The sequence below is a fragment of the Sphingomonas sp. SORGH_AS_0438 genome (genome assembly GCF_031453475.1).
Taxonomy (GTDB): domain Bacteria; phylum Pseudomonadota; class Alphaproteobacteria; order Sphingomonadales; family Sphingomonadaceae; genus Sphingomonas.
On the sequence record NZ_JAVIZS010000001.1, the window covers coordinates 2,991,210 to 3,015,046 of the forward strand.

Sequence of the window (23,837 nt, forward strand, 5' to 3'; positions counted from 1 at the left end):
TGATCTGGATCAAGTCACTGGTTCCAAAGGAAACTTGCCGGTCACGGATCGCACGGACAAGCGGGAGTGTCAGGGATTATGACGTTTTCGAAGCTGTGTCATAAAAGAACAACGATCTATGATAGGCACAGTCTCCGGGCAGGAATCCTGGCCGCCGGCACCCCCGCCAAGCGCGCGGTTGGCATGACACATGGCTGAAATGCCCAGGTCTTTTCCTGGCGTTAGTCGAAAATGAACGTCCTTACCTATTATAAGATAGATCGTCTCTTTGGTTGTTTGCCATGCAATACGGCATGGAACGTGAAGTTCGTTCCAGACACGAGATCATCGCGCCATTTCCACAATCGAGCCGGACATGGCAGCAAGTATAACCATGTATCCTTAATGTCTCACCCGTCCCGAACTGGGCTTCGTGGCGCACTCGTCATATGGACGGCCATGCCGGCAACGCGTACAAACCCCTTTGTCGGAATATCGTCGCGCCATGGGGGGCCGAATGATCCGGAAACCTTCACTTTGGCCGCGTGTTGATATGAAAATGAAGATGGGGCGTAGGAAAAGGACGCGTAAAACCCTCGGTCTCCGCGCTCGTCAGCGGGTCTTCATGCGTCGCTCGGTCTGGGCGGTCTCCGCCTTGTCGCTGCTGGCGTTCGTGCCGATCGTCGCGTCCGACCATGGCCGGCAGATGGCCAGCGCGGTCGCGGCCGCCATCGCCGATCCCGCCGCCCTGCTCGACCAGCGTTCGCCCGGCGCACGCGCCGCCGGTGCCCTGACCCAGACCAAGCAGCGCCGGCTGGCCGGCCGGAACGGCCGTACCGGCAATGCCCGCGAGCCCTTCGTTCCCGTCGAGCGCGTGCTGGCCGGCGAACGCCGCCGGCCGGGCGACACCACGAACATCCCGGGCTTCGCACCGGCCGGCGGTGTCGAGACCCCCCTGCCCGGCGATGCACCGCCGCCGGTCGGCGATGCCTTCCTGCCGCCCGCCGGAGTGACCGGTGGCGGCGGCTCGTCCGTGCCGGTCGCGCCCATCATCGGCGGCGGCGGGGGTGGCAGCGGCATCGGCGGTGGCGGCGGCGGTTCGACGCCCACGCCGACCCCCACACCGACGCCAACGCCGACGCCCGAACCTTCGCCCGTTCCGGAGCCGGCCACCTGGCTGCTGACGCTGACCGGCTTCACGGCCCTGGCGACGGCCCTGCGCCGCCGCCGCCGTCTCGACCAGGCGCGTCCGGAACAGGCGTGATGCGCCGCCTCGCGTGGCTGGTGGCGGCCATGCCGCTGCTGGTGCTCGCCTATCTGGCGATCGCGCCGGACCGCGCACCGGTCGCGCAACCCCGCGTGGAGCAGCCCTATCGCCGCGCCGAAGGGCGGCTGATCTTCGCGTCGGACAAGGTTCCATCGCTGGCGCTGCCGGATGGCTCGCACCGCCGCGTGCGCAGCGTGCTCGACATTCCCCAGGCGATGCACTTCGGCGACTATGTCTGGAACGACACCGACGTGCCCGCCGGCCCGGTCTGGGTGCGCGTCGATCTGGGTCGACAATTGCTATCCGTATTCCGCGCCGGGCATGAGATCGGCTCGGCGGTGATCCTCTATGGCACCGACGGGATGCCGACGCCGACCGGCGTCTTCCCCATCAAGGCCAAGGCGGCCGAGCATGAGTCGAGCCTGTACGAGGCGTCGATGCCCTTCATGCTGCGGCTGACCGATGACGGCGTCGCCATCCATGCCAGCCTGGTCCAGCGCGGCTCGGCGACGCATGGCTGTGTCGGCATCCCGGAAAGCTTCGCGCGCCGCCTGTTCGCACAGGTCAAGCTGGGCGATCCGGTCGCGATCCTGCCGGCCGACGCGCCGTCCTCGGGTAAGCAGGCTTAATTTTCCGCTAACCAGCGACGGGAACCGGGTGCTTACGCCTATCATGGGATGAGGGACCATCATCCATGAGAGGTCTGCATCGATGTTCGGCAAACGAGCGGCGGCGGTGGTCGCGCGCGTGGCGATCCTCAGCGTCGCCCCCTTCATGCTGGGAGCGACCGGCTTCACGAGCAATTTCGACGAGCGAATCCTGGCCGCGCATAATCGCGAGCGGCTGGCGATGGGCGTCGCGCCGCTGCGCTGGGACCCCGTTCTGGCGCAGCGCGCGCAGCAATGGGCCAATTACCTGGCGGTGACCGGCCGCTTCGAACATGCGCCCGAGCGGCCGGTCAACCCGGACGGCGAGAATATCTGGGCGGGCAGCAAGGGCTATTTCATCGCCGAGCAGATGGTCGACGGCTGGATTCGCGAGAAGCGCTTCTTCAAGCCCGGCAGCTTCCCCGACAACAGCACCACCGGCCGACTGGAGGATGTCGGCCATTACACCCAGCTCGTCTGGCGCGCGACCGGCGACGTCGGCTGCGCCCGCGCGCAAAGCTGGCGCGAGGACATCCTGGTCTGCCGCTATGCCGAGGCGGGCAATTATGTGGGCGAGACGCCTTTGTAACATGCCGGTTCAGGCATTGATGTACCGGCTAGAACCTGATGACATGATCTTGACCCGGAAACGTCATTGCGAGCGCAGCGAAGCAATCTACAGCCGCGCGCGTGACGCCCTGAGACTTCTGTAGGCACTGCACCATCATCCCATGGAAGGTCGGGATTCGGCTGGGAACGGCTTGTACGTCGTCACAGCCGCTTCGGAACTGGACCCCGGCCTTCGCCGGGGTGAAGCCCGTGGATGGTGGAAGGAGGATTTCCCAAGGCCGCCCCCCGTCCGGCGCGATAACACGGCAGTGGAACGCAACGCCGCCCAAGGCCCTGAACGAAGGTGCGTCACCGCTCCTCGCCTTCCCCATCACCGCCCCAGAATCTCCCGGTACAGCGCCACATAGGCATCCGCCATCCGGTCGACGCTGAACCGTTCCGCCACCGCGCGGCGGCAGGCGGCGCGGTCGATCGTGTCGATCCGGGCGATCGCGTCCAGCGCCTCTTCGGGCGTGTCGACCAGGAAGCCGGTGACGCCATCGTCGATCAGCTCGGGCATCGATCCGCGCCGCGCTGCGATCACCGGCGTGCCGCAGGCCATCGCCTCGATCACCGACAGGCCGAAGGGTTCGTCGAAATTGATCAGGTGGAGCAGCGCCTTGGCCCTGCCCAGCGCGCGCACCCGCGCCTCGCCGCCGACCGGTCCGTGATAGCGGATGGCCGCGTCCAGATGCGGCACCACGTCGCGGTCGTGATAGCCGCCGTCCTGGACGATGCCGTACAGGTCCAGGCCATGGCCGCTCGCCCGCGCCGCCGCGATCGCCTCGCCCGCGCCCTTGTCGGGATGGATGCGGCCGAAGAACAGCAGGTCGCCGCCCGGCGCCGGCTGGAAGGGGAAGTCGTCCAGCACGATGCCGTGATGGATGGTCGCGGCATAGCGCAGCGCGGGATGCCGGTCCGCATCGCTGATCGCGACATAATGGACGCGGTCCTGATAGGGCCGGTACATCGGCAGGATGCGGTCGGACGAGAAGCCGTGGATCGTCGTCACCATCGGCGTCGCGACCAGCCCGGAAAAGCCGTGCGCGGGAAAATCCGCCTGGTTGTGGATCAGGTCGAACCGGTCTGCCTGTTCGAACAGATGCGCCAGGTGACGGAATTCCCACACCTTGGCATCGATCGACGGGTCTTCGGAATAGGGCGCGGGCACCACGCCGTCGAGCCGCGCGGCCGTCTGGCTATCGAGCGTGGCGAACAGCGTCACGTCCACGCCGCGCGCGACCAGCGCCTCGGTCAACAGGCTGGTGACCAGCTCCCACGGGCCATATTGGCGCGGCGGCGTGCGCCAGGCGATCGGCGCCAGCATCGCGATCTTCATATCTATCCTTGTCTGTCAGAGCGGTAAGCGGAGGATCAGGCCTTCGTCGGCGCGCAGCCCGGCGGGGTCCGGGATACCGGACAGCGTCGATGCCAGCACCGCGCCCGACCAGGGCAGGGCCACGGCCTCGCCGGTCAGGTTGAGCAGCACGCCCACCCGCTCGCCCGCGATGTGCCGCTCATAGGCGAGGACGCCAGCCGGGGCATCGCGCAGCACGATGCCGCCGAGCGACAGCGCGGGCGTGGCGCGGCGCAGCGCCAGCAGGTGGCGATAAAGGCTCAGCATAGATCCCGGATCGTCCGCCTCGACGGCGACGTTGCGCGTCGGCCAGTCGTCGTGCAGCGGCAGCCACGGCTCGACCGTGCTGAACCCGGCGAACGGGCCGGCGTCCCAGGCCATGGGCGTGCGCGAGCGGTCGCGGCCGATGCCGATCCCCGGCTGGCGCAAGTCCTGCGGGTCGCGGATGCGGTCGGACGGGATGACGACCCGACCGATGCCCAGTTCATCGCCCTGGTAGAGCGTCGGCGTGCCGCGCAGCGTCAGCAGCAGCATCGCCGCGACCCGCGCCTGTGCCTCGCCGATCCGCGCGGCGATGCGGGGGGCGTCATGGCTGCCGATCACCCAATTGGGCCAGCCATGCGCCGGCAGCGACGCCTCATAGTCCGCGATCACCCTTCGCAAGGCGTCCGCCGTCCAGTCATTCTCGATCAGCTGGAAGTTGAAGGGCAGATGCACCTCCGGCCGGTCGGGCGTGCCGTACCAGCGGGCATGGCGGTCGTTGGGCAGGAAGATCTCGCCGACCAGCAGCCGGTCGCCATAGCCATCGGCCAGCGCGCGCATCGCGGCGGCGATGGCATGCGCCTCGGGCTGGTCGGTCGAATGACGCTGGATCAGCCGGTCGCGCTCGGTGCGGCCGGGCCGCCAGTCGGGATTGACCGGATTGTCGGGCAGCCCCTCCGCCTTGATGATGTGCCACAGCACGTCGATGCGGAAACCGTCGACGCCGCGATCGAACCAGAAGCGCATCACGTCCATCATTGCCGCGCGCACCGCCGGGTTGCGCCAGTTGAGGTCGGCCTGCTCCTTCAGGAAGGTGTGGAGATAATATTGCCCGGTCGCGGGGTCATATTCCCAGGCCGGACCGCCCATGTCGCTGATCCAGTTGTTGGGCGGCCCGCCACCGGGCGCGGGATCGCGCCAGATATACCAGTCGCGCTTCGGGGCGTCGCGCGACGACCGGCTGGCGACGAACCAGGGATGCGCGGTCGAGCTGTGATTGGGCACGAAGTCGAGCAACAGCTTCAGCCCGCGCGCATGGATCGCGGCGAGCAGCGCGTCGAACGCGGCCATGTCGCCGAACAGTGGCTCGATCCCGCAATAATCGGCGATGTCATAGCCGAAATCGGCCATGGGCGACGGGAAGATGGGCGACAGCCAGATCGCATCGACCCCCAGCGACGCAACATGGTCCAGCCGGTGCCCGATACCCTGCAAGTCGCCGATGCCGTCGCCGTCGCTGTCCTGGAAGGAGCGCGGATAGATCTGGTAGATGGTGCCGCCCCGCCACCAGGGGGCCGGATCGGAATGCGGGTCGGTCATGCGCGGGCTGGAACTCCTCTGCCACGGGCAGGATAACGCCGGTCGCGGCGAAACGGCACATCATGGCGGACCGGGATCGGCACCGGGCGTTCCGGGTGCGATGCCGGACGCCCCCGCCCCACGAAATTCTATCCCGCGATCAAGCCGCTATCGCTGGCGATGGTGCACCATCCTCCCCATCTTCGGTCAATGAAGCTTTCCTTTCTCGATCTCGTGCCCGTCGTCGAGGGCGGCACCGTCGGCGAGGCGCTGACCCGCGCCGCCGATCTCGCGCGTCATGCCGAAGCGGGGGGTTACACCCGTTACTGGGTGGCCGAGCATCATGGCATGACCGGCATCGCCTCCGCCGCCACCTCGGTGGTGATCGCGCATCTCGCCGCCGCCACCCGGCATATCCGGGTGGGGGCTGGCGGGATTATGCTGCCCAACCATGCGCCGCTCGCCATAGCCGAACAGTTCGGGACGCTCGACGCGCTCTTCCCCGGTCGAATCGACCTGGGCCTGGGTCGCGCGCCCGGCAGCGACCAGCGCGTCGCGCGCGCGATGCGGCGGACGCTGGAGACCGACGCCAACGCCTTTCCGCAGGACGTGCTGGAGCTGCAAAGCTATTTCGCCGATGACGGCCAGACCGGCATCGTCGCGACCCCCGGCGCGGGCGCGCGGCCGGACCTGTGGATCCTGGGATCGAGCCTGTTCGGGGCGCAGCTCGCCGCCGCGCTCGGCCTGCCCTATGCCTTCGCCTCGCACTTCGCGCCCGACGCGCTGGATCAGGCGATGGCGATCTACCGCCGCGACTTCCGCCCCTCGGCCTATTGCGCCAAGCCTTATGCGATGGCCGGCTTCAACGTCTTCGCCGCCGATACCGTGGAGCAGGCGGAGCTGATCGCCTCCTCGCAGCAACAGTCGTTCGTGGCGCTGCGCACCGGCAATCCGCGCCAGTTGCCGCCGCCGGTGGCGGGGTATCGCGCGTCGCTGGGGGCGCAGGGCAATGCGCTGCTGAACCAGGTGCTGAGCTGTTCCTCGATCGGCACCGCCGACACGGTGGCGCGCGACCTCGCGGCGTTCGTCGCGCGGACCGGGGTCGACGAGGTGATGGTGACCAGCGCGATCTACGACCAGGATGCGCGCAAGCGCTCGCTGACCCTCACCGCCCAGGCGGCACAGGAGGTCAAGGTCGCCGCCTGACGCTCAGGCGGCCGCCGCCGTCGCCGCCGGCAGGCGCAGGCGGACGAGCAGGCCGCCGAGATCCTCGCTCTCCTCCAGCGTGACGGTGCCGCCATAGATTTCCGCCACGTCGCGGACGATGGCGAGGCCCAGGCCGGTGCCCGGCTTGCCCGTGTCCAGCCGCACGCCACGGTCGAAGATGCGCACCCGGTCGTCGGGCGGGATGCCCATGCCGTCATCCTCGACCAGGATCTCGACGAACCCCGCCTCCGCCGCCACCGTGACGAAGACGCTGCCGCCGCCATATTTGGCGGCATTCTCGATCAGGTTGCCGAGCATCTCGTCCAGGTCCTGCCGCTCGACATGGACCTGCAGGTCCTTCGGGCCGGCGACGTCGATACGGACATGGCGATAGAGGCGGCCGACCGCGCGCTCGACCGATTGCAGGCTGGGCCAGACCTCGGCCCGGCTGTGCGCCGAACCGCGCCGACCGACCGCGCGGGCGCGTGCCAGATGGTGGTCGACCTGCCGCCGCATCGTCCGCGCCTCGCGGATCACCGTCTCGGCCAGGTCGTCGGCCTGGGCGGTGGCGGCGTTCATGATCACGGTCAGCGGGGTTTTCAGCGCATGGGCGAGGTTGCCGGCATGGCGGCGCGCCTCCTCGGCCTGTTTCTCGTTATGCTCGACCAGCGCGTTCAGCTCCTCGACCAGCGGCGCGACCTCGTCGGGCAGCGCCCCGCCGACGCGCGAGCTTTGCCCGCTGCGCATCCGCACGATCTCCATGCGCAGCCGCCGCAGCGGCAACAGGCCATAGACCGTCTGGAGCCCCGCCAGCACGATCAGCCCCAGCGCCAGCAACAGGAAGGATCGCACCAATGTCCGCCGCAGCGCCGCGATCTGCGCGTCGAGCCCGTCGCGGCTCTGCGCCACCTGGAAGCGCCAGCGCACCTTCGATCCGGGCAGCTGCACGTCGCGCTCGACGATGCGCAGTTTCTCCTGCCCGAACTGGTTGCTGTCATAGGCATGGACGCCGCGATCCTGGTGCGGCGCGCCGTACGCCAGCCGCCGGTCCCAGAGCGAACGCGACGGGAAAGGCTCGCGCCCCGGTGCCGACACCTGCCAGTAGAGGCCCGAATAGGGCTCCAGGAACCGCTGGTCCGCCGCCTCGCGCGAGAACTGCACCTCGCCGATCGGGTCGATCTCGGCCGACACGATCTGCGCGGTCAGCACATATTCGAGCTGGTCGTCGAAATTGCGCGTCACCGCATTGGCCAGCACCCGGTCGAGCGCGAAGCCGCCCCCCGCCAGCAGCAGCGTGATCCACGCCGCCGCGATCAGGATCATGCGCCGCGACAGCGACCCCGTGGTGCGCGCGGGCGCGAAGGTCGGCGGGTCGCCGGGGCGAGCGTCGGGGACGGCAGAGTCGGTCACGGGGGCGGTCACGTCGTCGGGATCAGGCGTCCGGCTCGTCCAGGCTGTAGCCGAGCCCGCGGATGGTGGTGATGACATCCTGGCCCAGCTTCTTGCGGATGCGCGTCACGAACACCTCGATCGTGTTCGAATCGCGGTCGAAATCCTGGTCGTAGATATGTTCGATCAGCTCGGTGCGGCTGACCACCTTGCCCTTGTGGTGGAGCAGGTAGCTGAGCAGCTTATATTCCTGCGCGGTCAGCTTCACCGGCTCGCCGGCGCGCGTCACCTTGCCCGAGCGGGTGTCGAGCCGCACGTCGCCCGCCGTCAGCTCCGACGACGCATTGCCCGAGGCGCGGCGGATCAGCGCGCGCAACCGGGCGATCAGTTCCTCGGTCTGGAAGGGCTTGGCGACATAGTCGTCCGCGCCCGCGTCCAGTCCCGCCACCTTGTCGGACCAGCTGTCGCGCGCGGTCAGGACCAGCACGGGCGTGGTCTTGCCCTCTTTCCGCCAGCGGTCGAGTACGGTCAGCCCGTCGATCTCCGGCAGGCCCAGGTCGAGCACGATCGCGTCATAGGTCTCGGTCTGGCCCAGGAACAGGCCCTCCTCGCCATCGGTGGCGAGGTCGATCGCATAGCCCGCGCCTTCCAGCGTGTTCTTGAGCTGCTGCCCCAGATTGGGTTCGTCCTCGACGATCAGCACCCGCATTGTCCATCCTCCATGACCACGAACGACCGTCGTTAAGCCCGCAGGGGCGTGGAGGAAAGCACCTGTCGCACCGCTGAACCCGATCGTCGGCGATCGTTCAGCCTGGGAGACGCACCAAGGGGCCGATCAGTTGCCGGTCTTGCCGATCACCTGGCCCGACCGCTCGTCGACATCGACCCAGATGACGACCCCGTCGCGCAGGAACTTCATCGTATAGGTGCCGCTGCGCGCGTCGTAATCGAACCCCAGATATTGCGCGCCGCGCATCATCGGGATCACCCGCCGCTCGATCTCCTTGATCGACACCGACCGCCCCTGGCGGCGCGCGTCATAGGCGCGCATCTGGTCGCCACGCGACTGGGCCGGCGCGATCGCGGGGGCCGTGGCGGCCAGCAGCGCAAGGGGCAGGAGGATTCGCATCGCTGGACGCCATAGCTAAGGGGCATTGAACCGCCTGTGAATGCCTTGTTGGTCGCGGTTGCTGTTGCCGATCGGCCACAGGCGTCTTAGGTGGCGGCGCATGGCCGCACCTATTCTCTCCTTCGAAGACCTTGGCTTGATCCAGGGATCGGGCTGGCTGTTCCGCCAACTCGACATCCAGATCGGCCCGCGTGACCGGCTGGCGCTGATCGGCCGCAACGGCGCGGGCAAGTCGACGCTGCTCCGCTTGCTCGCCGGATCGGTCGAGGCGGACGAGGGCCGCCGCACCATCGTGCCCGGCACCCATGTCGTGATGCTGGAGCAGGACCCCGATGTGTCGCGCTTCGCGACGCTGGAGGATTATGTCCTGCATGGCGACATCGCCCCGGCCGCGCACGAGGCCGCCGCCATCGCCGACCAGCTCGGCATCGACCTGTCGCGCGAGGCGTCGTCCGCCAGCGGCGGCGAGCGGCGCCGCGCCGCGATCGTCCGCGCGCTGGCGCTGGAGCCGGACGTGCTGCTGCTCGACGAGCCGACCAACCATCTCGACATCGCCGCGATCGACTGGCTGGAGCAATGGCTGGGCCGCTATAACGGCGCCTTCGTGGTGATCAGCCACGACCGCACCTTCCTGACCCGGCTGACCCGCCAGACGCTGTGGCTGGATCGCGGCACCGTGCGCCGCGCCGAGATCGGCTTCGGCGGTTTCGAGGCGTGGACCGAGCAGGTCTATGCCGAGGAACAGCGCGCCGCCGAGCGGCTCGACGCGCGCCTCAAGATCGAGGAGCATTGGCTGCAGCGCGGCGTCACCGGCCGCCGCCGCCGCAACCAGGGACGCCTCACCAAGCTGAAGGAGATGCGCGCCGAACGCGCCGCGATGGAGGGGCCGCAGGGCACCGCCGCGCTGGCGATGGGCAGCGACGACGTGAAGACCAAGGTGGTGATCGACGCCGAGCATGTCGGCAAGTCGTACGGCGACCGCGCGATCATCCGCGACCTCAACCTGCGCGTCACCCGTCGCGACCGGATCGGCATCGTGGGCGCCAACGGCGCGGGCAAGACGACGCTGCTGAAATTGCTGACCGGCGAGATCCAGCCCGACAGCGGCACCGTGAAGATCGCCAAGACGCTGGAGGGACGGCATCATCATCGACCAGCAGCGCAAGCTGATGGCCCCGGACAAGCGCGTCCGCGACGTGCTGACCGACGGCAATGACTGGATCGACGTGCTCGGCACGCGCAAGCATATCCATGGCTATCTGAAGGAGTTCCTGTTCGATCCCTCGCTGGCCGAGGCGAAGGTGGGAACGCTGTCGGGCGGCGAGCGATCGCGCCTGTTGCTGGCGCGCGAATTCGCCCGCGCCTCCAACCTGCTGGTGCTCGACGAGCCGACCAACGATCTCGACCTGGAGACGCTCGACCTGCTCCAGGAGGTGATCGCCGATTATGCCGGCACGGTGCTGATCGTCAGCCACGACCGCGACTTCCTCGACCGCACCGTCACCGTCACCCTGGGGCTGGACGGCACCGGCGCGGTGGACGTGGTGCATGGCGGCTATGACGATTGGGAACGCCGTCGCAAGCCGAAGGTCGAGGGGCGCAAGGCGAGCCGGCCCGCCGCCGCGCCGCCGCCCCCGCCCGCCCCGGCGCGCAAGCTGTCCTACAAGGACCAGCGCGACTATGATCTGCTGCCCAAGCGGATCGAGGACCTCGACGCGCAGATCGCGCGCGACGAGGCCAAGCTGGGCGATCCCGACCTCTACACGCGCGATCCCGCCGGCTTCGACCGGCTGAACACGGCCATCGCGGCGGCGCGCGACGAAAAGGACGCGGCCGAGATGCGCTGGCTGGAACTGGCCGAGCAGGTCGAGGCGCTAGGCTGATCGCCGTCATGCCCCGCCCCGCCCCCTGGCGCCTCGACGCCGACCGCTTCGTGCACCGCACGCTGTTCCAGACGCGCTATCAGGATCTCGATCCCAACGGCCATATCAACAATGTCGCCTATGCGGCATTGTTCGAAAGCGCGCGGGTGCGCTTCAATGCCGGCATCTCGCTCGACCGGTGGCACGACCTGCGCTTCCTGGTCGCCAAGGTCGAGCTGAACTATCTGGCGGAAGGGCACTTCCCCAGCGATGTCGAGATCGCCACCGCGGTCGGGCCGATCGGCGGACGGAGCTGGCAGATGCTGTCGACCATGTTCCAGGACGGCGTCGCGCTCGCCACTTGCGACACGGTGCTGGTCGCCAGCCGGGCGGCGGACGGCCTGCCGCCCGCGATGCGCGCGGTATTGGAAGCGGCGCAGTTGCCCGAGATGGATCAGAGCAGCGCCAGCGTCGCCGGGTCGGGCGCTCCGTCGTAGAATCGATCGAGCGCCGCCTGGAACGGCGTCGGGTCGTCGGCGACGGCGGCGAACAGCGTCATCGCGGACCGCAGCTTGATCGCGTCGATCCCGCCCAGGATCGCCTCCGCGTTGCCCCGGGCCGCGACCACCGCATTGGTCGCCTCGATCAACCGGGGCCCGAGCAGCGGATGCGCGAGATAGGCGCGCGCCTCCCCGGCCGAGGCGATGGCATAGCGCCGCGCCATCGCGCTCTGGCCCAGCCCGGCGATCTGCGGGAAGACGAACCACATCCAATGGCTGCGCTTGGCGCCGGCGCGCAGTTCGGCGAGCGCGGTGGCGTGGACATCGGCCTGCGCGGCGACGAAGCGGGATAGGTCATGGGCCATGGCCTCCACATGGGGCCGCGCCCCCGTCGCGCAACCAGTGACGGGCTTGGACGTTCGTTCCGCCTGTGTCCCGTCCGGCCGTGTGCCGGCCTAGTCAACCGGAGCGTCGGCATGAAGCCCAGTCTTCTCCTCCCCTTCGCGATGCTGGCCCTGACCGCGACGCTCGCCGGATGCGGGAAGAAGGAGCCGGACGTCAGCGAAGCGGCCCCCGGCAATTTCGTACCCCCCGTCACGCGGGCGCCGACGCCGGTCGCGGGCCAGGCCAATCGCACGCCGCTCTCCGCCTATGTCGGCCATTATCCGCAGGACGCGGTCGAGGGCGTGTCCTTCTTCGATCGGACCGAGGTCGCCAATGCCGTGATCGACTCGGTCGCCGACGAGAAGCTGCGCCACCGGATCACCGGCCGCGACACGGTGGCGGTGCCGATCTTCGCGACGGGCGGGATGATCGCCGCGCATGGCTGCGAACCGCATAATTGCGGCGATCACGACTGGACGGTGCTGGTCCCCGGCGATGGCGACCGGAGCAAGGCGATGGTCTGCCACCATGACGCCGCCACGATGGGCGACACCAGCCGCTGGATGAGCCGCGCGGGAACGCAGAGCCGGCCCGGCGATTGTCCGCAGGCCTGACCGACAGATAGCAAGGAGCCGCATCGATGCTGGAGAACATGCCCCATTGGCTAGGACAGGCGTTGAGCAACTGGCGCGCCGGTGCCGACGCGCTGGCGATCGCGCGACCGGAACTGGCCGTGGCGACGCGGCTGACGCTGGACAGCCCAGCCTTTGCCGATGGGGCGCGGCTGCCCGTGCGCTTCACCGATGATGGCGAAGGCGTGTCGCCGCCCCTGCTGTGGCGCGACCTGCCGGCCGGCACCGCCAGCCTGGCGCTGCTGGTCGAGGATGCCGATTCGCCGACGCCGCAGCCGCTGGTCCATGCGGTCGTCTGGGGCCTGTCGCCGGACGATGGCGGCTTGGCGGAAGGCGCGATCATCGATGATGGCGAGGGCGATGCCGATGGTCGCGATGTCGGACGCAATTCCTATCGCCGGCAGGGCTGGCTGCCGCCCGATCCGCCGACCGGCCATGGCGAGCATCGTTATGCGTTCCAGCTCTTCGCACTGGATGGTGGAGCGGTACTGGAGGGGCATGATCCCGGCCGGACCGCGCTGATCGCGGCGATGGCGGGCCATGTCCTGGCGGCCGGGCTGCTGGTCGGCACCTATTCGCGCAAGGCGCTCGCCCCGATCGGAGCGGTGGGGCCGAGCGGCGCCCTGGCCTGATCGTTCAGGCGAAGGGCGTCGGCGCGGCGGCCCCGATCGCAGTCAGGGCCGCGATCAGGCCGGTGAGGGTGAGCAGGAGATTGTGGCGCATCGGAACAGATCCCGGTGGGAGGGGGCCGGATCGCACTCAGGCGATCGGCAGGACCGGCACGGCGGCCGAGACGGCGATGGCGGCGAAGACCAGCGCGGCGACCGAGGTGGTGACGAAGCGCTGGGCGGACTGGAAGTTGAACATGGTGATTTTCCCTTTTTGACCCCGTAGCGAGGCGTCGCTGCGGTTGTCCGGGACCTTGCATGGCGCGTGCCAGTTTTGGAAAAGGGCGGAAATCCTCAGGTTTCGCTTGGCGCGGTGGCGACGGTGGCGCAATTTCCCAGCCGCCATGGCGTCAGCCGCCAAGGTTCGGGAAGTCATAGGGCTTACCGTCAGTGGGACCCTGTCGACCGCGTCAGATCGGTAGGACATCGGGTCGACCCAATTCGTCATCGCGAGCGCAGCGAAGCGATCCAGGGCAGCACGCGCGCGGCTGTGGATTGCTTCGCTACGCTCGCAACGACGATCCCTGGCTCAAGTCAGGTCATCGGACTCTCGCCATCGACAAGGCAACGGTGCGATGGACTGACGGACGGACCGCGACCTTGGGAAAGGGACACGATCGGAGGGACGGTCTCCGATCCCCTCCAGTGCCCCGCGTCCCGGCCCGACACTCAGACGATCGGCAGCCCCGCCTTGCGCAACGCCGCGACATAGGCACGCATTCCACGTTCGGCGCGGGCACTGAGCGCCAGGAAGGCGCGGCGGCGATCGGCGGGGTCGGGATGCCGCTCCAGCAGCCCGGCCTCGGTCAGGCGGCTGATCCAGCGGAGCGCCGTGGTGGAGGGCACCGCCGCCGCGATGCACAGGCTGGAGACGGAGACGCGGTTCTGCTCCAGCCGGGCGGCGAACAGGTCGAGCAGCATGTCCCAGGCCGGGTCCTCGAACAGGTTCTTGCCCAGGAAGGTCTCGCGCATCCGCCGCGCCCGGATGGTCTGGCGAATCGCCTGCGGATCGATCTCGACGGCGATCGGCTCGATGCTGAAGCTCTGGCGGCGATCGCCGACCTCGTCGCCATCGTCGTTGATGTCGCGGTCGCGCGTGGCCAGGCGCGTCAACAGTTCGGCGATGCGCGCGATCTCCGCATTCACCCGGCGCAATCGGTCGCCGTCATCCTCGCGCCAGCGATCGGACAGGCCGCTCTCCAACGTCATCCGCCCCGCGACCGCGAGTTCGCCGACCCATTCGGCGAAGCTGACGTCGCAGAGCAACTGCACGCGCAGGCCGATCAGCGCGCCGGCCACGATATCGATCTGGTTGAGGGCAAAGGTCGCGACGACATTCAGATCGTCGCGCTCGGCCACGTCCCGGATCGCGGGCAGCGCCGCCAGCAACCGGTCCTCGTCGATGCCCTCCGCCGCCAGCATCAGCACCGGCCGGTCGATCACCGCCGCGCCCAGATCGGTGGCGTAGGACCAGTCGACGGCATGGACGAGCCGCCCGCCGGCATAGGTGATCACCTCCTCCGCCTCGGGCCGGGCATCCGGCGTCGCGACCAACACCACGTCGAACGTGTCGCCCGCCGCTACTCCATCCATCACGCTTCGTCCCCCGATCGTCGCCCGTCAGCCCAGGGCTTTGACGATCTCCTCCACCATCTTCTTCGCATCGGCAAGCAGCATCATCGTATTGTCGCGATAGAAAAGCTCGTTGTCGACACCAGCATAGCCAACACCGCCCATGGATCGCTTGACGAACAATACGTTACGCGCTTTCTCGACATCGAGTACCGGCATGCCGTAAATCGATGAGGACTTGTCGGTCTTGGCGGCGGGATTGGTCACGTCGTTGGCGCCGATGACGAACGCAACATCCGTCTGCGCGAAATCGCCATTGATGTCTTCCAGTTCAAAGACTTCGTCGTAAGGAACATTGGCCTCGGCGAGCAGGACATTCATATGACCCGGCATTCGTCCGGCCACGGGATGGATGGCGTATTTGACGCGCACCCCCTCCGCCTTCAATCGATCGGCCATTTCGCGCAGCACATGCTGCGCCTGCGCCACCGCCATGCCGTATCCGGGCACGATCACCACCTGTTCGGCCTGGCTCATCAGGAAGGCGGCATCCTCGGCCGAACCGCGCTTCCACGGCCGGTCGACGCCCGCGCCGCCCGCCGCCTCGCCGCCGGACGCCGCGCCGAAGCCGCCCGCGATCACGCTCAGGAAGCTGCGGTTCATCGCCCGGCACATGATGTAGGAGAGGATCGCCCCAGACGCGCCGACCAGCGCGCCGGTGATGATCATCGCGCCATTGCCCAGCGTGAAGCCCATCGCCGCCGCCGCCCAGCCGGAATAGCTGTTCAGCATCGACACCACGACCGGCATGTCCGCGCCGCCGATCGGCACGATCAGCAGGAAGCCGATGGCGAAGGACAGGATGGTGATCGTCCAGAATGCCCAGGGGGCCTGATCCTGCGCGAACAGCCCGACCAGTCCGACGATCGCGACCAGGATCGCTAGGTTGATCGCATGGCGCGCGGGCAGCAGGATCGGCTTGCCGCCCATATTGCCGTTGAGCTTCAGGAAGGCGATGACGCTGCCCGAAAAGGTGATCGCGCCGATCGCGACGCCCAGCGCCATCTCGATGCGGCTGGCGGTGTGGATCGTCGCGAAGGGCTGGCCGATCATCGGCGTGACCAGTTCGGCGATGCCGAACGCCATGGGGTTGAGATAGGCCGCGACCCCGACCAGCACCGCCGCCAGCCCGACCAGCGAGTGGAAGGCGGCGACCAGTTGCGGCATCGCCGTCATCGCGATCCGCCGGGCGGTGACGATGCCGATCGCGGCGCCCAGGCCGATGGCGGCGACGATTTCGAGGATGGCGATCCCATCGACCTCGAAGCGGCCCAGAGAACAGCCCTCCGTCGTGCACAGCGATGCCCCCGGCACATGCGTCACCAGCGTCGTGACCACCGCAATGGTCATGCCGATCATGCCCAGCCGGTTGCCGCGCTGGCTGCTCGCCGGGCTGGACAGGCCGCGCAGCGCCAGGATGAAGCACACCCCCGCCACCAGATAGGCGAAGGCCACCCAGGGGTTGGCCGCTACCTCATGCATTCCGCCTCTCCCCCGTCACCGGCCTGGTATGGGCCCCGCTCACTTGGCGGGGCGCTCCTTCTTCTTGTACATGGCGAGCATCCGCTGCGTCACCGCGAAGCCGCCGAAGATGTTGATGCTGGCCAGCACCACCGCCGCCAGCCCCAGCGCCCTGGCCATGCCCGACCCCGCGGCGGCGGCCGCGACCAGCGCGCCGACGATGATGACCGATGAGATGGCATTGGTCACCGCCATCAGCGGCGTGTGCAGCGCCGGCGTCACCGACCAGACGACGAAATAGCCGACGAAACAGGCCAGCACGAAGATGGAGAGGATGGCGATGAAGGTCATTGAGGCATCTCCGTCACGCCCTGCGCGCGCATCCCTGTGAACGAACTCATATTCCCCGGACACGATCCTGGCCGCCCGGTGGGACGCCGAAGTCCACCCTCCCTTTCCGCAGAAGGAATGGCGTCGCGGCGCATCATCCCCGCAACCGTTCCGACACCACCGCCCCGCCGCGGGTCAGGCGGATCGCCTCGGCGATCGGGTCGCCATCGGGCAGGACGGGTCGGCCGGCCTCCTTGTCCCAGAAGGCGCTGACGAAATTGAACAGGTTGCGCGCGAACAGCGCCGAGGCGTCCGCCGCCAGCCGGGCGGGCATGTTGCGATGGCCGATGATCGTCACGCCGCCCCGGCGCACGATCGCGCCCGGCACCGCGCCCTCGACATTGCCGCCCTGCTCCACCGCCAGGTCGACGACCACGCTGCCCGGCCGCATCGTCGCCAGTTGGGCCGCGCTGATCAGGCGCGGGGCGGGCCGGCCGGGGATCAGCGCGGTGGTGATGACGATGTCCTGCTTGGCGATATGGCGGGAGACGAGCGCCGCCTGCGCCGCCTGATACTCGGCGCTGGTCTCGCCGGCATAGCCGCCCTGCCCCTCGCCCTCGATGCCCGCGACCTGCTCGACGAAGATCGGCTTGGCGCCCAGCGACTGGATCTGCTCGCGCGTGGCGGAGCGGACATCGGTGGCGGAGACCTGCGCGCCCAGCCGCCGCGCGGTGGCGATCGCCTGCAACCCGGCGACGCCGACGCCCATCACGAACACGCGCGCGGCGGGGATGGTGCCGGCGGCGGTCATCATCATCGGCAGGGCGCGGCCATATTCCGACGCGGCGTCCAGCACCGCCTTGTAGCCGGCCAGATTGGATTGCGAGGACAGGATGTCCATCGACTGGGCGCGGGTGATTCGCGGCATCCACTCCATCGCCAGCGCCTCCAGCCCCAGCGCGGCATAGCCCTCCGCCCGCGCGCGACCGTCCGCGCCCAGCGGGTCGAGCGCGGCGACCAGCCAGGCGCCGGGCGCGATGCCGCCAAGCCCGGCGGGATCGGGACCGCGCACGCCCAGCACCAGTTCCGCGCCCGCCAGCACGCCGGCCCGGTCCGCGACCGACGCGCCGGCGGCGGCATAATCGTCATCGGTACAGCCGGCGGCGGTCCCGGCCCCCCGTTCGACGCCGACCTGTGCGCCCAGGGCCAGGAACTTGCGGACGGTTTCCGGCGTGGCGGCGACGCGGGTTTCGCCCTCCGCCGTTTCGTGGAGGACGGCGATCTTCATGGCGTCAGGCGATCAGCCAGATGACGCAGGCAACGATGGCCGCCACCGCGACCGCGCCCCATTTCAACATCCCGATCATCCGGGCATAGTCAGTCACATGCGCACCGAGATCGCCTCCGGCCACCTTGTGGCCAGCACCCCCGCCCGCACCATGGTCCGCGTCGCTTCCCGCCATGTGACCCTCTGCCCTGTCTGTTCTGCGCCCGAGCCTAGACTCGGCAGCCGAATCGCTCAAGCCTGTTCCCCCCTTTCCGGAATAGGGCGGAACGGATCATTAACCTTGATCTAGCCAGAACGGCCATGTTCCCCTAAAGGCGGCCGAGGCTCCGGGGGGCGCCGATGGCGCAGGTGCGCGATTAAGGCTGCCTTTACCTGATGCGGCCTACACCCCGTACCGAACCGGGACGAGGTAGGGCGAGAATGACGCGTAACGGACAGCGGCTGCTTCTACTGATCGACGACGAACCCGCGCAGCGGCGACTCGTCGCGGCGCTGGCGGCGCGGGCGGGCTGGCGCGCCTTGTTCGCCGCCGATGCCGACATGGCGATGGCGATGCTCGGCACGCCGGAGGGCGGCCAGCTCGATGCGATCCTGCTCGACCATTGGGCGGGCGAGCAGGATGCCAATGCGCTGATCGCCGAGCTGCGCGAACGCCGTCCGACGCTGCCGATCCTGATGCTGACCGCCAATGGCTCGGTTGCGCAGGCGGTGGCGGCGATGCGCGCGGGCGCGACCGACTTCCTGGTCAAGCCGCTGGCCCCCGAACGCCTGCTCGCCGCGCTGGAGGCGGCGGTGGCGGGCAGCGCGGCGGGCGAGCTGCGCCCGCTGACCGAGAAGATCCCCGCGCTCCTCGCCTTTGACGAGATCGTCGGTTCCGCCCCCGATTTCCGCGCCGCGCTGGCGATCGCGGCCAAGGCGGCGCGTGCCCGCGTGCCCGTGCTGCTGGAGGGCGAAAGCGGCGTCGGCAAGGAAGTGGTGGCGGAGGCGATCCACGCCGCATCCCCGCGCGCGCGCAAGCCGATGGTCGCGGTCAATTGCGGCGCGATCCCGGCCAATCTGGTCGAGTCAGAACTGTTCGGCCATGAGAAGGGCGCGTTCACCGGCGCGTTCGAGCGCAAGATCGGCCGCTTCCAGGAAGCGGACGGCGGCACGCTGTTCCTGGACGAGGTCGGCGACATGCCGCTCGACGCTCAGGTCAAGCTGCTGCGCGTGTTGCAGGAGGGCGAGATCCACCCGCTGGGCGCGCGCCATGCCCGCACCGTCGACGTGCGCGTGATCGCCGCGACCAACCGCCGCCTGGCCGAGGAGGTCGAGGCGGGCCGGTTCCGCGAGGATCTCTATTACCGGCTGAACGTGGTGCAGGTCGCCATCCCGCCCTTGCGCGACCGGTTGAGCGACGTGCCGGCGCTGGCCCGCCATCTGCTCGCCCGCATCGCGCGCCAGCCGGGCCTGCGCCCGCTGGGCATCACAGACGACGCGCTGCACCTGCTGTGCGCCTATGACTGGCCGGGCAATGTCCGCCAGTTGCAGAACGCGCTCTTCCGCGCGGCAGTGCTGTGCGAGGGCGATGCGCTGACCGCCGCCGACTTCCCGCAGATCGCGATGATGGGCGGCCGCCGCAGCGCCTCGGCGGTCGAGGGCGGCGGCGTGCAGCTCTTCCGGCCGGACGGGCATATGCGGCTGCTGGAGGATATCGAGGCGGACGTGATCCGCCTGGCGATCGGCCATTATCGCGGTCGCATGACCGAGGTGGCGCGCCGGCTCGGCATCGGTCGCTCGACCCTCTACCGCAAGCTCGCCGAGCTCGGGATCGAGAGCAACGCCGCCTGACTCCCCATCCGTAGAAGACACAGACGACAAAGCCGCCGCATCGGCCTAATCCGGGCGGATGTGTTCCGGCGTCCATCCAACCCCCGCACCCGGTCGACCGGTCGATGCGCCGCTGACCGCGCCCTTCGTGCTGCTCGACGATGCGCAGGCCCCGGCGCGCACCCGCCTGTATCGCCGGCCGGTGGCGGTGATCGAAACCCATGACCCGGCGGCGGTGCCGGCGGCGCTCGACCGGCTCCGCGCGGGGCTGGCGGATGGGTTGGATGCGGCGGGCTATCTGTCCTACGAGGCGGGTCACGCCTTCGAGCCGAAACTGGGCCCGCCCCCCGCGATCGACACGCCGCTCCTCTGGTTCGGGCTGTTCCGGGGCTGGGAGACGGTCGACGCCGCCGCGCTGCTGCCCGACCCGGCGGGCGGCTGGATCGGCGCGCCTGCGCCCGATGTCCCGCAAGCGCGCTACGAGGGGCAGGTGCGCGAGGTGCTGGAGCTGATCGCAGCGGGCGATCTCTACCAGGCCAATCTCAGCTTCCGCGCCACCGCCCCCATCGCGGGCGATCCGCTGTCCATCTATGCCGCCCTGCGCGCGCGGGCGGGCGCCGGCTGGGGGGCGTTGATCGACACCGGGCACGACCGGCTGCTCAGCCTGTCGCCCGAATTATTCGTCGCGATCCAGGGCGACCGGCTGACCTGCCGGCCGATGAAGGGCACCGCCCGCCGGGGTACGACCGGGACGGAGGATCGGGCGCTCGCCGCCGCGCTTCGCCGCGACGCCAAGCAGCGCGCCGAAAACCTGATGATCGTCGACCTGATGCGCAACGACCTGTCGCGCGTGGCGGTGCCCGGATCGGTCGCGGTGCCCGAACTGTTCGCGGTGGAGACCTATCCGACCGTCCACCAGATGACCTCCACCGTCACCGCGCGACTCGCCCCCGGCCGCGACGCGGTCGACGTGCTGGCGGCGGGCTTTCCCTGCGGCTCGATCACCGGCGCGCCCAAGCTGCGCGCGATGCAGGCGATCGCCGCGATCGAGGCGCGACCGCGCGGCCTCTATACCGGGTCGATCGGCCATATCGATTCGACCGGCGACGCCGCCTTCAACGTCGCGATCCGCACCCTGACGATCCGCGGCGGCGACCGCGCGGCCAGCCTGTCGCTGGGGGCCGGTATCGTCGCCGATTCGGTTCCGGAAAATGAATGGAATGAATGCCTTGCCAAGGCCGCCTTCGTGGGCGACGGACGCAGGGTGTTCGACCTGATCGAAACCATGGCCTTCGACCCCGAAGCGGGGATCGCGTTGCTCGACCGCCATCTGGCGCGGATGAAGGCGAGCGCGGCCGCGCTGGGATTCGATTTCCACCGGCATGGCGCGCGCAACGAGTTGCAGGCCGCGACCTTCCGCCTGCGCCAGGCGCGTCGCGTGCGGCTGATGCTGTCGCCGAGCGGCGCGGTGGCGGTGGAGACCATGCCGATGCCGCCCGCGCCCACCGCGCCGCTTTCCGTCGCCATCGTGCCGCTGCCGGTCGCGCCCGACGACCTGCGCCTGTGCCACAAGACCAGCGACCGCGGCTTCTACGACCGCGCCCGTGCGGCGGCGGGGACGGACGAGGTGCTGTTCGAACGGCCCGACGGATCGGTGACGGAGGGCAGCTTCACCAACCTCTTCGTACCGCGGGACGGCGGGCTGCTGACGCCGCCGGCCGGCGGCCTGTTGCCGGGCGTGCTGCGCGAGGAACTGCTGGCGCGGGGCGAGGCGCGCGAAGCGGTGCTGACCCGCGCCGACCTGCCGCCCCAGATCCTGCTCGGCAATGCGCTTCGGGGTTTGATGCCGGCACGGTTCGTTGCGGTTGCGAAATCCCCCGCCCTGCCGCTATAGCGCCGCCGCCCTCTCATTAAGGCATCGGCTCCATGAACACCTCCGCCGCCCTCGATCGCATCAGCCCGTCTCCCACGCTCGGCGTCACCGCCCGCGTCAACGCGTTGAAGCGGGCCGGCGTGGACGTGATCGGCCTGGGCGCGGGCGAGCCGGATTTCGACACGCCTGATTTCGTCAAGGAGGCGGCGATCGAGGCGATCCGTCGCGGCCAGACCAAATACACCAATGTCGACGGCACCGCCGAGCTGAAGGAGGCGATCGTCGCCAAGTTCGCGCGCGACAACCACCTGACCTACACCCCCGATCAAATCAGCGTGAACGTCGGCGGCAAGCACACGCTGTTCAACGCGCTGGTCGCCACCGTGCAGGCGGGCGACGAGGTGGTGATCCCGGCCCCCTATTGGGTCAGCTATCCCGACATTGTCCAGTTCGCGGGCGGCACGCCGGTGATCGCGCCGGCCGGGCCCGAGCAGAACTACAAGCTGTCGCCGGAGGCGCTGGAGGCGGCGATCACCTCGCGCACCAAGTGGGTAATCCTCAACTCGCCCTCCAACCCGACCGGCGCCGCCTATTCGGCCGACGAGCTGAAGGCGCTGGGCGCGGTGCTGCTGCGCCACCCGCAGGTCTGGGTGCTGGCCGACGATATGTACGAGCATATCGTCTATGACGGCTTCCGCTTCGCGACGATCGCCGAGGTGGTGCCCGAGCTCTATGAGCGCACGCTGACCGTCAATGGCTGTTCCAAGGCCTATTCGATGACCGGCTGGCGGATCGGCTATGCCGGCGGCGCGCCCTGGCTGATCAAGGCGATGGCCAAGCTCCAGTCGCAGTCGACCAGCAACCCCTGCTCGGTCGCGCAGGCGGCGGCGGTGGCGGCGCTGACCGGCGACCAGTCGTTCCTGGCCGCGCGCAATGAGGCGTTCCGCGTCCGTCGCGACCTGGTGGTGTCGGCGCTGAACGCGATCCCCGGCATGTCCTGCCCGACGCCGGAGGGGGCCTTCTACGTCTATCCGTCCTTCGCGCCGCTGATCGGCAAGACCACGCCCAAGGGCGTCGTGATCGCCGATGACGAGGCGTTCGTCACCTATCTGCTCGACGAGGCGCGGGTCGCGGCGGTGCAAGGCGCGGCGTTCGGCCTGTCGCCGGCGATGCGGATCAGCTACGCCACCTCCGACGCGCTGCTGACCGAGGCGTGCGCGCGGATCGCGGAGGCCTGCGCCGCGCTGCGCTGACCCCGTACGGGCGGCCCGGACCGCCCGTTCCCTACGTCCAAGGCTAATGCAGGATGAACGGGCCACCCACGGCGCGTTCATCCTGCAACGCTATGTTTCCAGTCATCGTCTTGTTGTGTCAGGGCTGCGGCCCGATATCGCGGTCGATCCCTTCGCCACCAGGGTCCGGTGGCTCGTGCAGGGCATGATCCTATGTTGAAGTCGTTCAAATCCAGCTTCGTGTGGCAGTTCGCCGGTGGCTTCGTGCTCGGTGCGATCGGCCTGTTCGCGCTGCATCCGAGCGACACGCCCTCCGCCTTCCCGGCCCCCGCCCATGTCGCGGAGACGCGCTGAGGTGATTCGCGCCACCGCCGCCGCCGCCGGCCTGATCGGGATCGCCGCCCTGGTGACCACCGGCCGGGCGGATGCGGAACGCGCGGTGCCGCTGCCGACCGCCAGGGTCGATGTGCCTGCCGCCGCCGCGCCGCAGACCGCCGTGCTGGCGGGCGGCTGTTTCTGGGGCATGGAAGCGGTGTTCCAGCGCGTGAAGGGCGTCCGCTCCGTCACCGCCGGCTATGCGGGCGGCACGGCCGCCACCGCCAACTATCCCGCCGTCTCCAGCGAGCGCACCGGCCATGCCGAAGCGATCCGCATCAGCTACGACCCCAGCCGGGTCAGCTATGCGACGCTGCTGCGCGTCTATTTCTCGATCGCGCATGACCCGACGCAGGTCGATCGCCAGGGCCCGGACAGCGGCCCCAGCTATCGCTCGGCGATCTTCCCGCAGACGCCGCAGCAAGCGGCCGTGGCGCGCGCCTATGTCGCGCAGCTGACCGCGGCGCACAGCTTCCCGCGCCCGATCGTCACGAAATTGGAGCAAGGCCGCTTCTACCCGGCCGAGGCCTATCACCAGGATTTCTTCGACCGGAATCCTGGCCATCCCTATATCGTCACCTGGGACAAGCCCAAGGTCGCGGCCTTCCGCGCCGGCTTTCCGACGCTCGCCCGGTAGGTTCGCGAACC

The 23,837-nt window shown here is 69.1% G+C and carries 23 protein-coding genes and 1 pseudogene; 13 read left to right on the plus strand and 11 right to left on the minus strand.

All coding sequences use genetic code 11. The features are described from left to right. Positions 1-604: 604 nt before the first annotated feature. The 3 genes from QE452_RS13975 (at position 605) to QE452_RS13985 (ending at position 2,482) form a co-directional block, all read left to right on the plus strand. Complete coding sequence (locus tag QE452_RS13975; RefSeq protein WP_309659615.1) at positions 605-1,243, plus strand: PEP-CTERM sorting domain-containing protein; 639 nt, start codon at positions 605-607, stop codon at positions 1,241-1,243. Beyond that, positions 1,243-1,875 (plus strand): L,D-transpeptidase family protein, encoded by a 633-nt coding sequence (locus tag QE452_RS13980; RefSeq protein WP_309659614.1) that lies wholly within the window; start codon positions 1,243-1,245, stop codon positions 1,873-1,875. Before QE452_RS13975 ends, QE452_RS13980 begins: the two co-directional genes overlap by 1 nt. Before the next feature lie 82 nt (positions 1,876-1,957). Next, on the plus strand, positions 1,958-2,482 hold the full coding sequence (locus QE452_RS13985) for a CAP domain-containing protein (RefSeq protein WP_309659613.1): 525 nt from the start codon (positions 1,958-1,960) through the stop codon (positions 2,480-2,482). 351 nt (positions 2,483-2,833) lie between these two features. Here the strand turns inward: QE452_RS13985 and QE452_RS13990 are convergent, their stop codons facing one another. Beyond that, on the minus strand, positions 2,834-3,841 hold the full coding sequence (locus tag QE452_RS13990; RefSeq protein WP_309659612.1) for a glycosyltransferase family 4 protein: 1,008 nt from the start codon (positions 3,839-3,841) through the stop codon (positions 2,834-2,836). 15 nt (positions 3,842-3,856) lie between these two features. Next, entirely contained in the window at positions 3,857-5,440 is a 1,584-nt protein-coding gene (locus QE452_RS13995; RefSeq protein WP_309659611.1) for an alpha-amylase family glycosyl hydrolase, read from the minus strand. Positions 5,441-5,629: 189 nt separating this feature from the next. Here QE452_RS13995 and QE452_RS14000 point away from each other — a divergent pair, with 189 nt between their 5' ends. After that, positions 5,630-6,625, plus strand: coding sequence for an LLM class flavin-dependent oxidoreductase (locus QE452_RS14000; protein WP_309659610.1), 996 nt, complete (start codon positions 5,630-5,632; stop codon positions 6,623-6,625). Between the two features lie 3 nt (positions 6,626-6,628). Here QE452_RS14000 and QE452_RS14005 read toward each other — a convergent pair whose 3' ends face one another. The 3 genes from QE452_RS14005 to QE452_RS14015 form a co-directional block, all read right to left on the minus strand. Beyond that, positions 6,629-7,948, minus strand: coding sequence for a HAMP domain-containing sensor histidine kinase (locus QE452_RS14005; protein WP_309659700.1), 1,320 nt, complete (start codon positions 7,946-7,948; stop codon positions 6,629-6,631). Between the two features lie 109 nt (positions 7,949-8,057). Next, a complete protein-coding gene (locus QE452_RS14010) occupies positions 8,058-8,723 on the minus strand; it encodes a response regulator transcription factor (protein WP_125993622.1) in 666 nt (221 codons plus the stop codon). A gap of 126 nt (positions 8,724-8,849) precedes the next feature. Beyond that, a complete protein-coding gene (locus tag QE452_RS14015) occupies positions 8,850-9,143 on the minus strand; it encodes a hypothetical protein (protein WP_125993623.1) in 294 nt (97 codons plus the stop codon). 100 nt (positions 9,144-9,243) lie between these two features. Between QE452_RS14015 and QE452_RS14020 the strand changes: the two are divergent. Then, a pseudogene (locus QE452_RS14020) lies at positions 9,244-11,026 on the plus strand (ABC-F family ATP-binding cassette domain-containing protein). An 8-nt stretch (positions 11,027-11,034) separates the two neighbouring features. Then, positions 11,035-11,502 (plus strand): acyl-CoA thioesterase, encoded by a 468-nt coding sequence (locus QE452_RS14025; protein WP_309659608.1) that lies wholly within the window; start codon positions 11,035-11,037, stop codon positions 11,500-11,502. Here the strand turns inward: QE452_RS14025 and QE452_RS14030 are convergent. After that, entirely contained in the window at positions 11,460-11,870 is a 411-nt protein-coding gene (locus QE452_RS14030; protein WP_309659607.1) for a DUF1810 domain-containing protein, read from the minus strand. The two genes, QE452_RS14025 and QE452_RS14030, sit on opposite strands and share 43 nt — an antisense overlap. Positions 11,871-11,981: 111 nt before the next feature. Here QE452_RS14030 and QE452_RS14035 point away from each other — a divergent pair, with 111 nt between their 5' ends. Together QE452_RS14035 and QE452_RS14040 are read left to right on the plus strand one after the other, a co-directional pair. Further along, entirely contained in the window at positions 11,982-12,503 is a 522-nt protein-coding gene (locus QE452_RS14035; protein WP_309659606.1) for a hypothetical protein, read from the plus strand. 26 nt (positions 12,504-12,529) lie between these two features. Then, entirely contained in the window at positions 12,530-13,153 is a 624-nt protein-coding gene (locus QE452_RS14040) for a YbhB/YbcL family Raf kinase inhibitor-like protein (RefSeq protein ID WP_309659605.1), read from the plus strand. A 705-nt stretch (positions 13,154-13,858) separates the two neighbouring features. Here QE452_RS14040 and QE452_RS14045 read toward each other — a convergent pair. From QE452_RS14045 to QE452_RS14065, 5 genes are all read right to left on the minus strand, one after another. Next, on the minus strand, positions 13,859-14,782 hold the full coding sequence (locus QE452_RS14045; protein WP_309659699.1) for a winged helix DNA-binding protein: 924 nt from the start codon (positions 14,780-14,782) through the stop codon (positions 13,859-13,861). A 27-nt stretch (positions 14,783-14,809) separates the two neighbouring features. Beyond that, complete coding sequence (locus QE452_RS14050; protein ID WP_309659604.1) at positions 14,810-16,303, minus strand: NAD(P)(+) transhydrogenase (Re/Si-specific) subunit beta; 1,494 nt, start codon at positions 16,301-16,303, stop codon at positions 14,810-14,812. A 39-nt stretch (positions 16,304-16,342) separates the two neighbouring features. After that, positions 16,343-16,633, minus strand: a complete 291-nt coding sequence (locus QE452_RS14055; RefSeq protein ID WP_125993630.1) for a proton-translocating transhydrogenase family protein — start codon at positions 16,631-16,633, stop codon at positions 16,343-16,345. Between the two features lie 133 nt (positions 16,634-16,766). Continuing rightward, complete coding sequence (locus QE452_RS14060) at positions 16,767-17,900, minus strand: NAD(P) transhydrogenase subunit alpha (RefSeq protein WP_309659603.1); 1,134 nt, start codon at positions 17,898-17,900, stop codon at positions 16,767-16,769. Between the two features lie 4 nt (positions 17,901-17,904). Continuing rightward, positions 17,905-18,075 carry a hypothetical protein gene (locus tag QE452_RS14065; protein WP_241214757.1) on the minus strand — a complete coding sequence of 57 codons (171 nt, stop codon included), beginning with the start codon at positions 18,073-18,075 and terminating at the stop codon, positions 17,905-17,907. 245 nt (positions 18,076-18,320) lie between these two features. Between QE452_RS14065 and QE452_RS14070 the strand changes: the two genes are divergently transcribed. From QE452_RS14070 to msrA, 5 genes are all read left to right on the plus strand, one after another. Then, entirely contained in the window at positions 18,321-19,730 is a 1,410-nt protein-coding gene (locus QE452_RS14070) for a sigma-54 dependent transcriptional regulator (RefSeq protein ID WP_125993632.1), read from the plus strand. Between the two features lie 58 nt (positions 19,731-19,788). Continuing rightward, positions 19,789-21,603, plus strand: coding sequence for an aminodeoxychorismate synthase component I (gene pabB / locus QE452_RS14075; protein ID WP_309659602.1), 1,815 nt, complete (start codon positions 19,789-19,791; stop codon positions 21,601-21,603). A gap of 32 nt (positions 21,604-21,635) precedes the next feature. Further along, on the plus strand, positions 21,636-22,835 hold the full coding sequence (locus QE452_RS14080; RefSeq protein WP_309659601.1) for a pyridoxal phosphate-dependent aminotransferase: 1,200 nt from the start codon (positions 21,636-21,638) through the stop codon (positions 22,833-22,835). A gap of 192 nt (positions 22,836-23,027) precedes the next feature. Next, a complete protein-coding gene (locus QE452_RS14085; protein ID WP_309659600.1) occupies positions 23,028-23,168 on the plus strand; it encodes a hypothetical protein in 141 nt (46 codons plus the stop codon). Then, entirely contained in the window at positions 23,149-23,826 is a 678-nt protein-coding gene (gene msrA, locus QE452_RS14090) for a peptide-methionine (S)-S-oxide reductase MsrA (protein WP_309659599.1), read from the plus strand. The genes QE452_RS14085 and msrA overlap by 20 nt, the downstream gene beginning before the upstream one ends. Positions 23,827-23,837: the final 11 nt, after the last annotated feature.

What these genes read in the sequence shown, in the direction of transcription:
- QE452_RS13975 (WP_309659615.1), top strand. Translation starts at nt 605, where the DNA reads ATGCGTCGCTCGGTCTGGGCGGTCTCCGCCTTGTCGCTGCTGGCGTTC.
- QE452_RS13980 (WP_309659614.1), top strand. Translation starts at nt 1,243, where the DNA reads ATGCGCCGCCTCGCGTGGCTGGTGGCGGCCATGCCGCTGCTGGTGCTC.
- QE452_RS13985 (WP_309659613.1), top strand. Translation starts at nt 1,958, where the DNA reads ATGTTCGGCAAACGAGCGGCGGCGGTGGTCGCGCGCGTGGCGATCCTC.
- QE452_RS13990 (WP_309659612.1), bottom strand. Translation starts at nt 3,841, where the DNA reads ATGAAGATCGCGATGCTGGCGCCGATCGCCTGGCGCACGCCGCCGCGC.
- QE452_RS13995 (WP_309659611.1), bottom strand. Translation starts at nt 5,440, where the DNA reads ATGACCGACCCGCATTCCGATCCGGCCCCCTGGTGGCGGGGCGGCACC.
- QE452_RS14000 (WP_309659610.1), top strand. Translation starts at nt 5,630, where the DNA reads ATGAAGCTTTCCTTTCTCGATCTCGTGCCCGTCGTCGAGGGCGGCACC.
- QE452_RS14005 (WP_309659700.1), bottom strand. Translation starts at nt 7,948, where the DNA reads ATGATCCTGATCGCGGCGGCGTGGATCACGCTGCTGCTGGCGGGGGGC.
- QE452_RS14010 (WP_125993622.1), bottom strand. Translation starts at nt 8,723, where the DNA reads ATGCGGGTGCTGATCGTCGAGGACGAACCCAATCTGGGGCAGCAGCTC.
- QE452_RS14015 (WP_125993623.1), bottom strand. Translation starts at nt 9,143, where the DNA reads ATGCGAATCCTCCTGCCCCTTGCGCTGCTGGCCGCCACGGCCCCCGCG.
- QE452_RS14025 (WP_309659608.1), top strand. Translation starts at nt 11,035, where the DNA reads ATGCCCCGCCCCGCCCCCTGGCGCCTCGACGCCGACCGCTTCGTGCAC.
- QE452_RS14030 (WP_309659607.1), bottom strand. Translation starts at nt 11,870, where the DNA reads ATGGCCCATGACCTATCCCGCTTCGTCGCCGCGCAGGCCGATGTCCAC.
- QE452_RS14035 (WP_309659606.1), top strand. Translation starts at nt 11,982, where the DNA reads ATGAAGCCCAGTCTTCTCCTCCCCTTCGCGATGCTGGCCCTGACCGCG.
- QE452_RS14040 (WP_309659605.1), top strand. Translation starts at nt 12,530, where the DNA reads ATGCTGGAGAACATGCCCCATTGGCTAGGACAGGCGTTGAGCAACTGG.
- QE452_RS14045 (WP_309659699.1), bottom strand. Translation starts at nt 14,782, where the DNA reads ATGGATGGAGTAGCGGCGGGCGACACGTTCGACGTGGTGTTGGTCGCG.
- QE452_RS14050 (WP_309659604.1), bottom strand. Translation starts at nt 16,303, where the DNA reads ATGCATGAGGTAGCGGCCAACCCCTGGGTGGCCTTCGCCTATCTGGTG.
- QE452_RS14055 (WP_125993630.1), bottom strand. Translation starts at nt 16,633, where the DNA reads ATGACCTTCATCGCCATCCTCTCCATCTTCGTGCTGGCCTGTTTCGTC.
- QE452_RS14060 (WP_309659603.1), bottom strand. Translation starts at nt 17,900, where the DNA reads ATGAAGATCGCCGTCCTCCACGAAACGGCGGAGGGCGAAACCCGCGTC.
- QE452_RS14065 (WP_241214757.1), bottom strand. Translation starts at nt 18,075, where the DNA reads ATGGCGGGAAGCGACGCGGACCATGGTGCGGGCGGGGGTGCTGGCCAC.
- QE452_RS14070 (WP_125993632.1), top strand. Translation starts at nt 18,321, where the DNA reads ATGACGCGTAACGGACAGCGGCTGCTTCTACTGATCGACGACGAACCC.
- pabB (WP_309659602.1), top strand. Translation starts at nt 19,789, where the DNA reads ATGTGTTCCGGCGTCCATCCAACCCCCGCACCCGGTCGACCGGTCGAT.
- QE452_RS14080 (WP_309659601.1), top strand. Translation starts at nt 21,636, where the DNA reads ATGAACACCTCCGCCGCCCTCGATCGCATCAGCCCGTCTCCCACGCTC.
- QE452_RS14085 (WP_309659600.1), top strand. Translation starts at nt 23,028, where the DNA reads ATGTTGAAGTCGTTCAAATCCAGCTTCGTGTGGCAGTTCGCCGGTGGC.
- msrA (WP_309659599.1), top strand. Translation starts at nt 23,149, where the DNA reads ATGTCGCGGAGACGCGCTGAGGTGATTCGCGCCACCGCCGCCGCCGCC.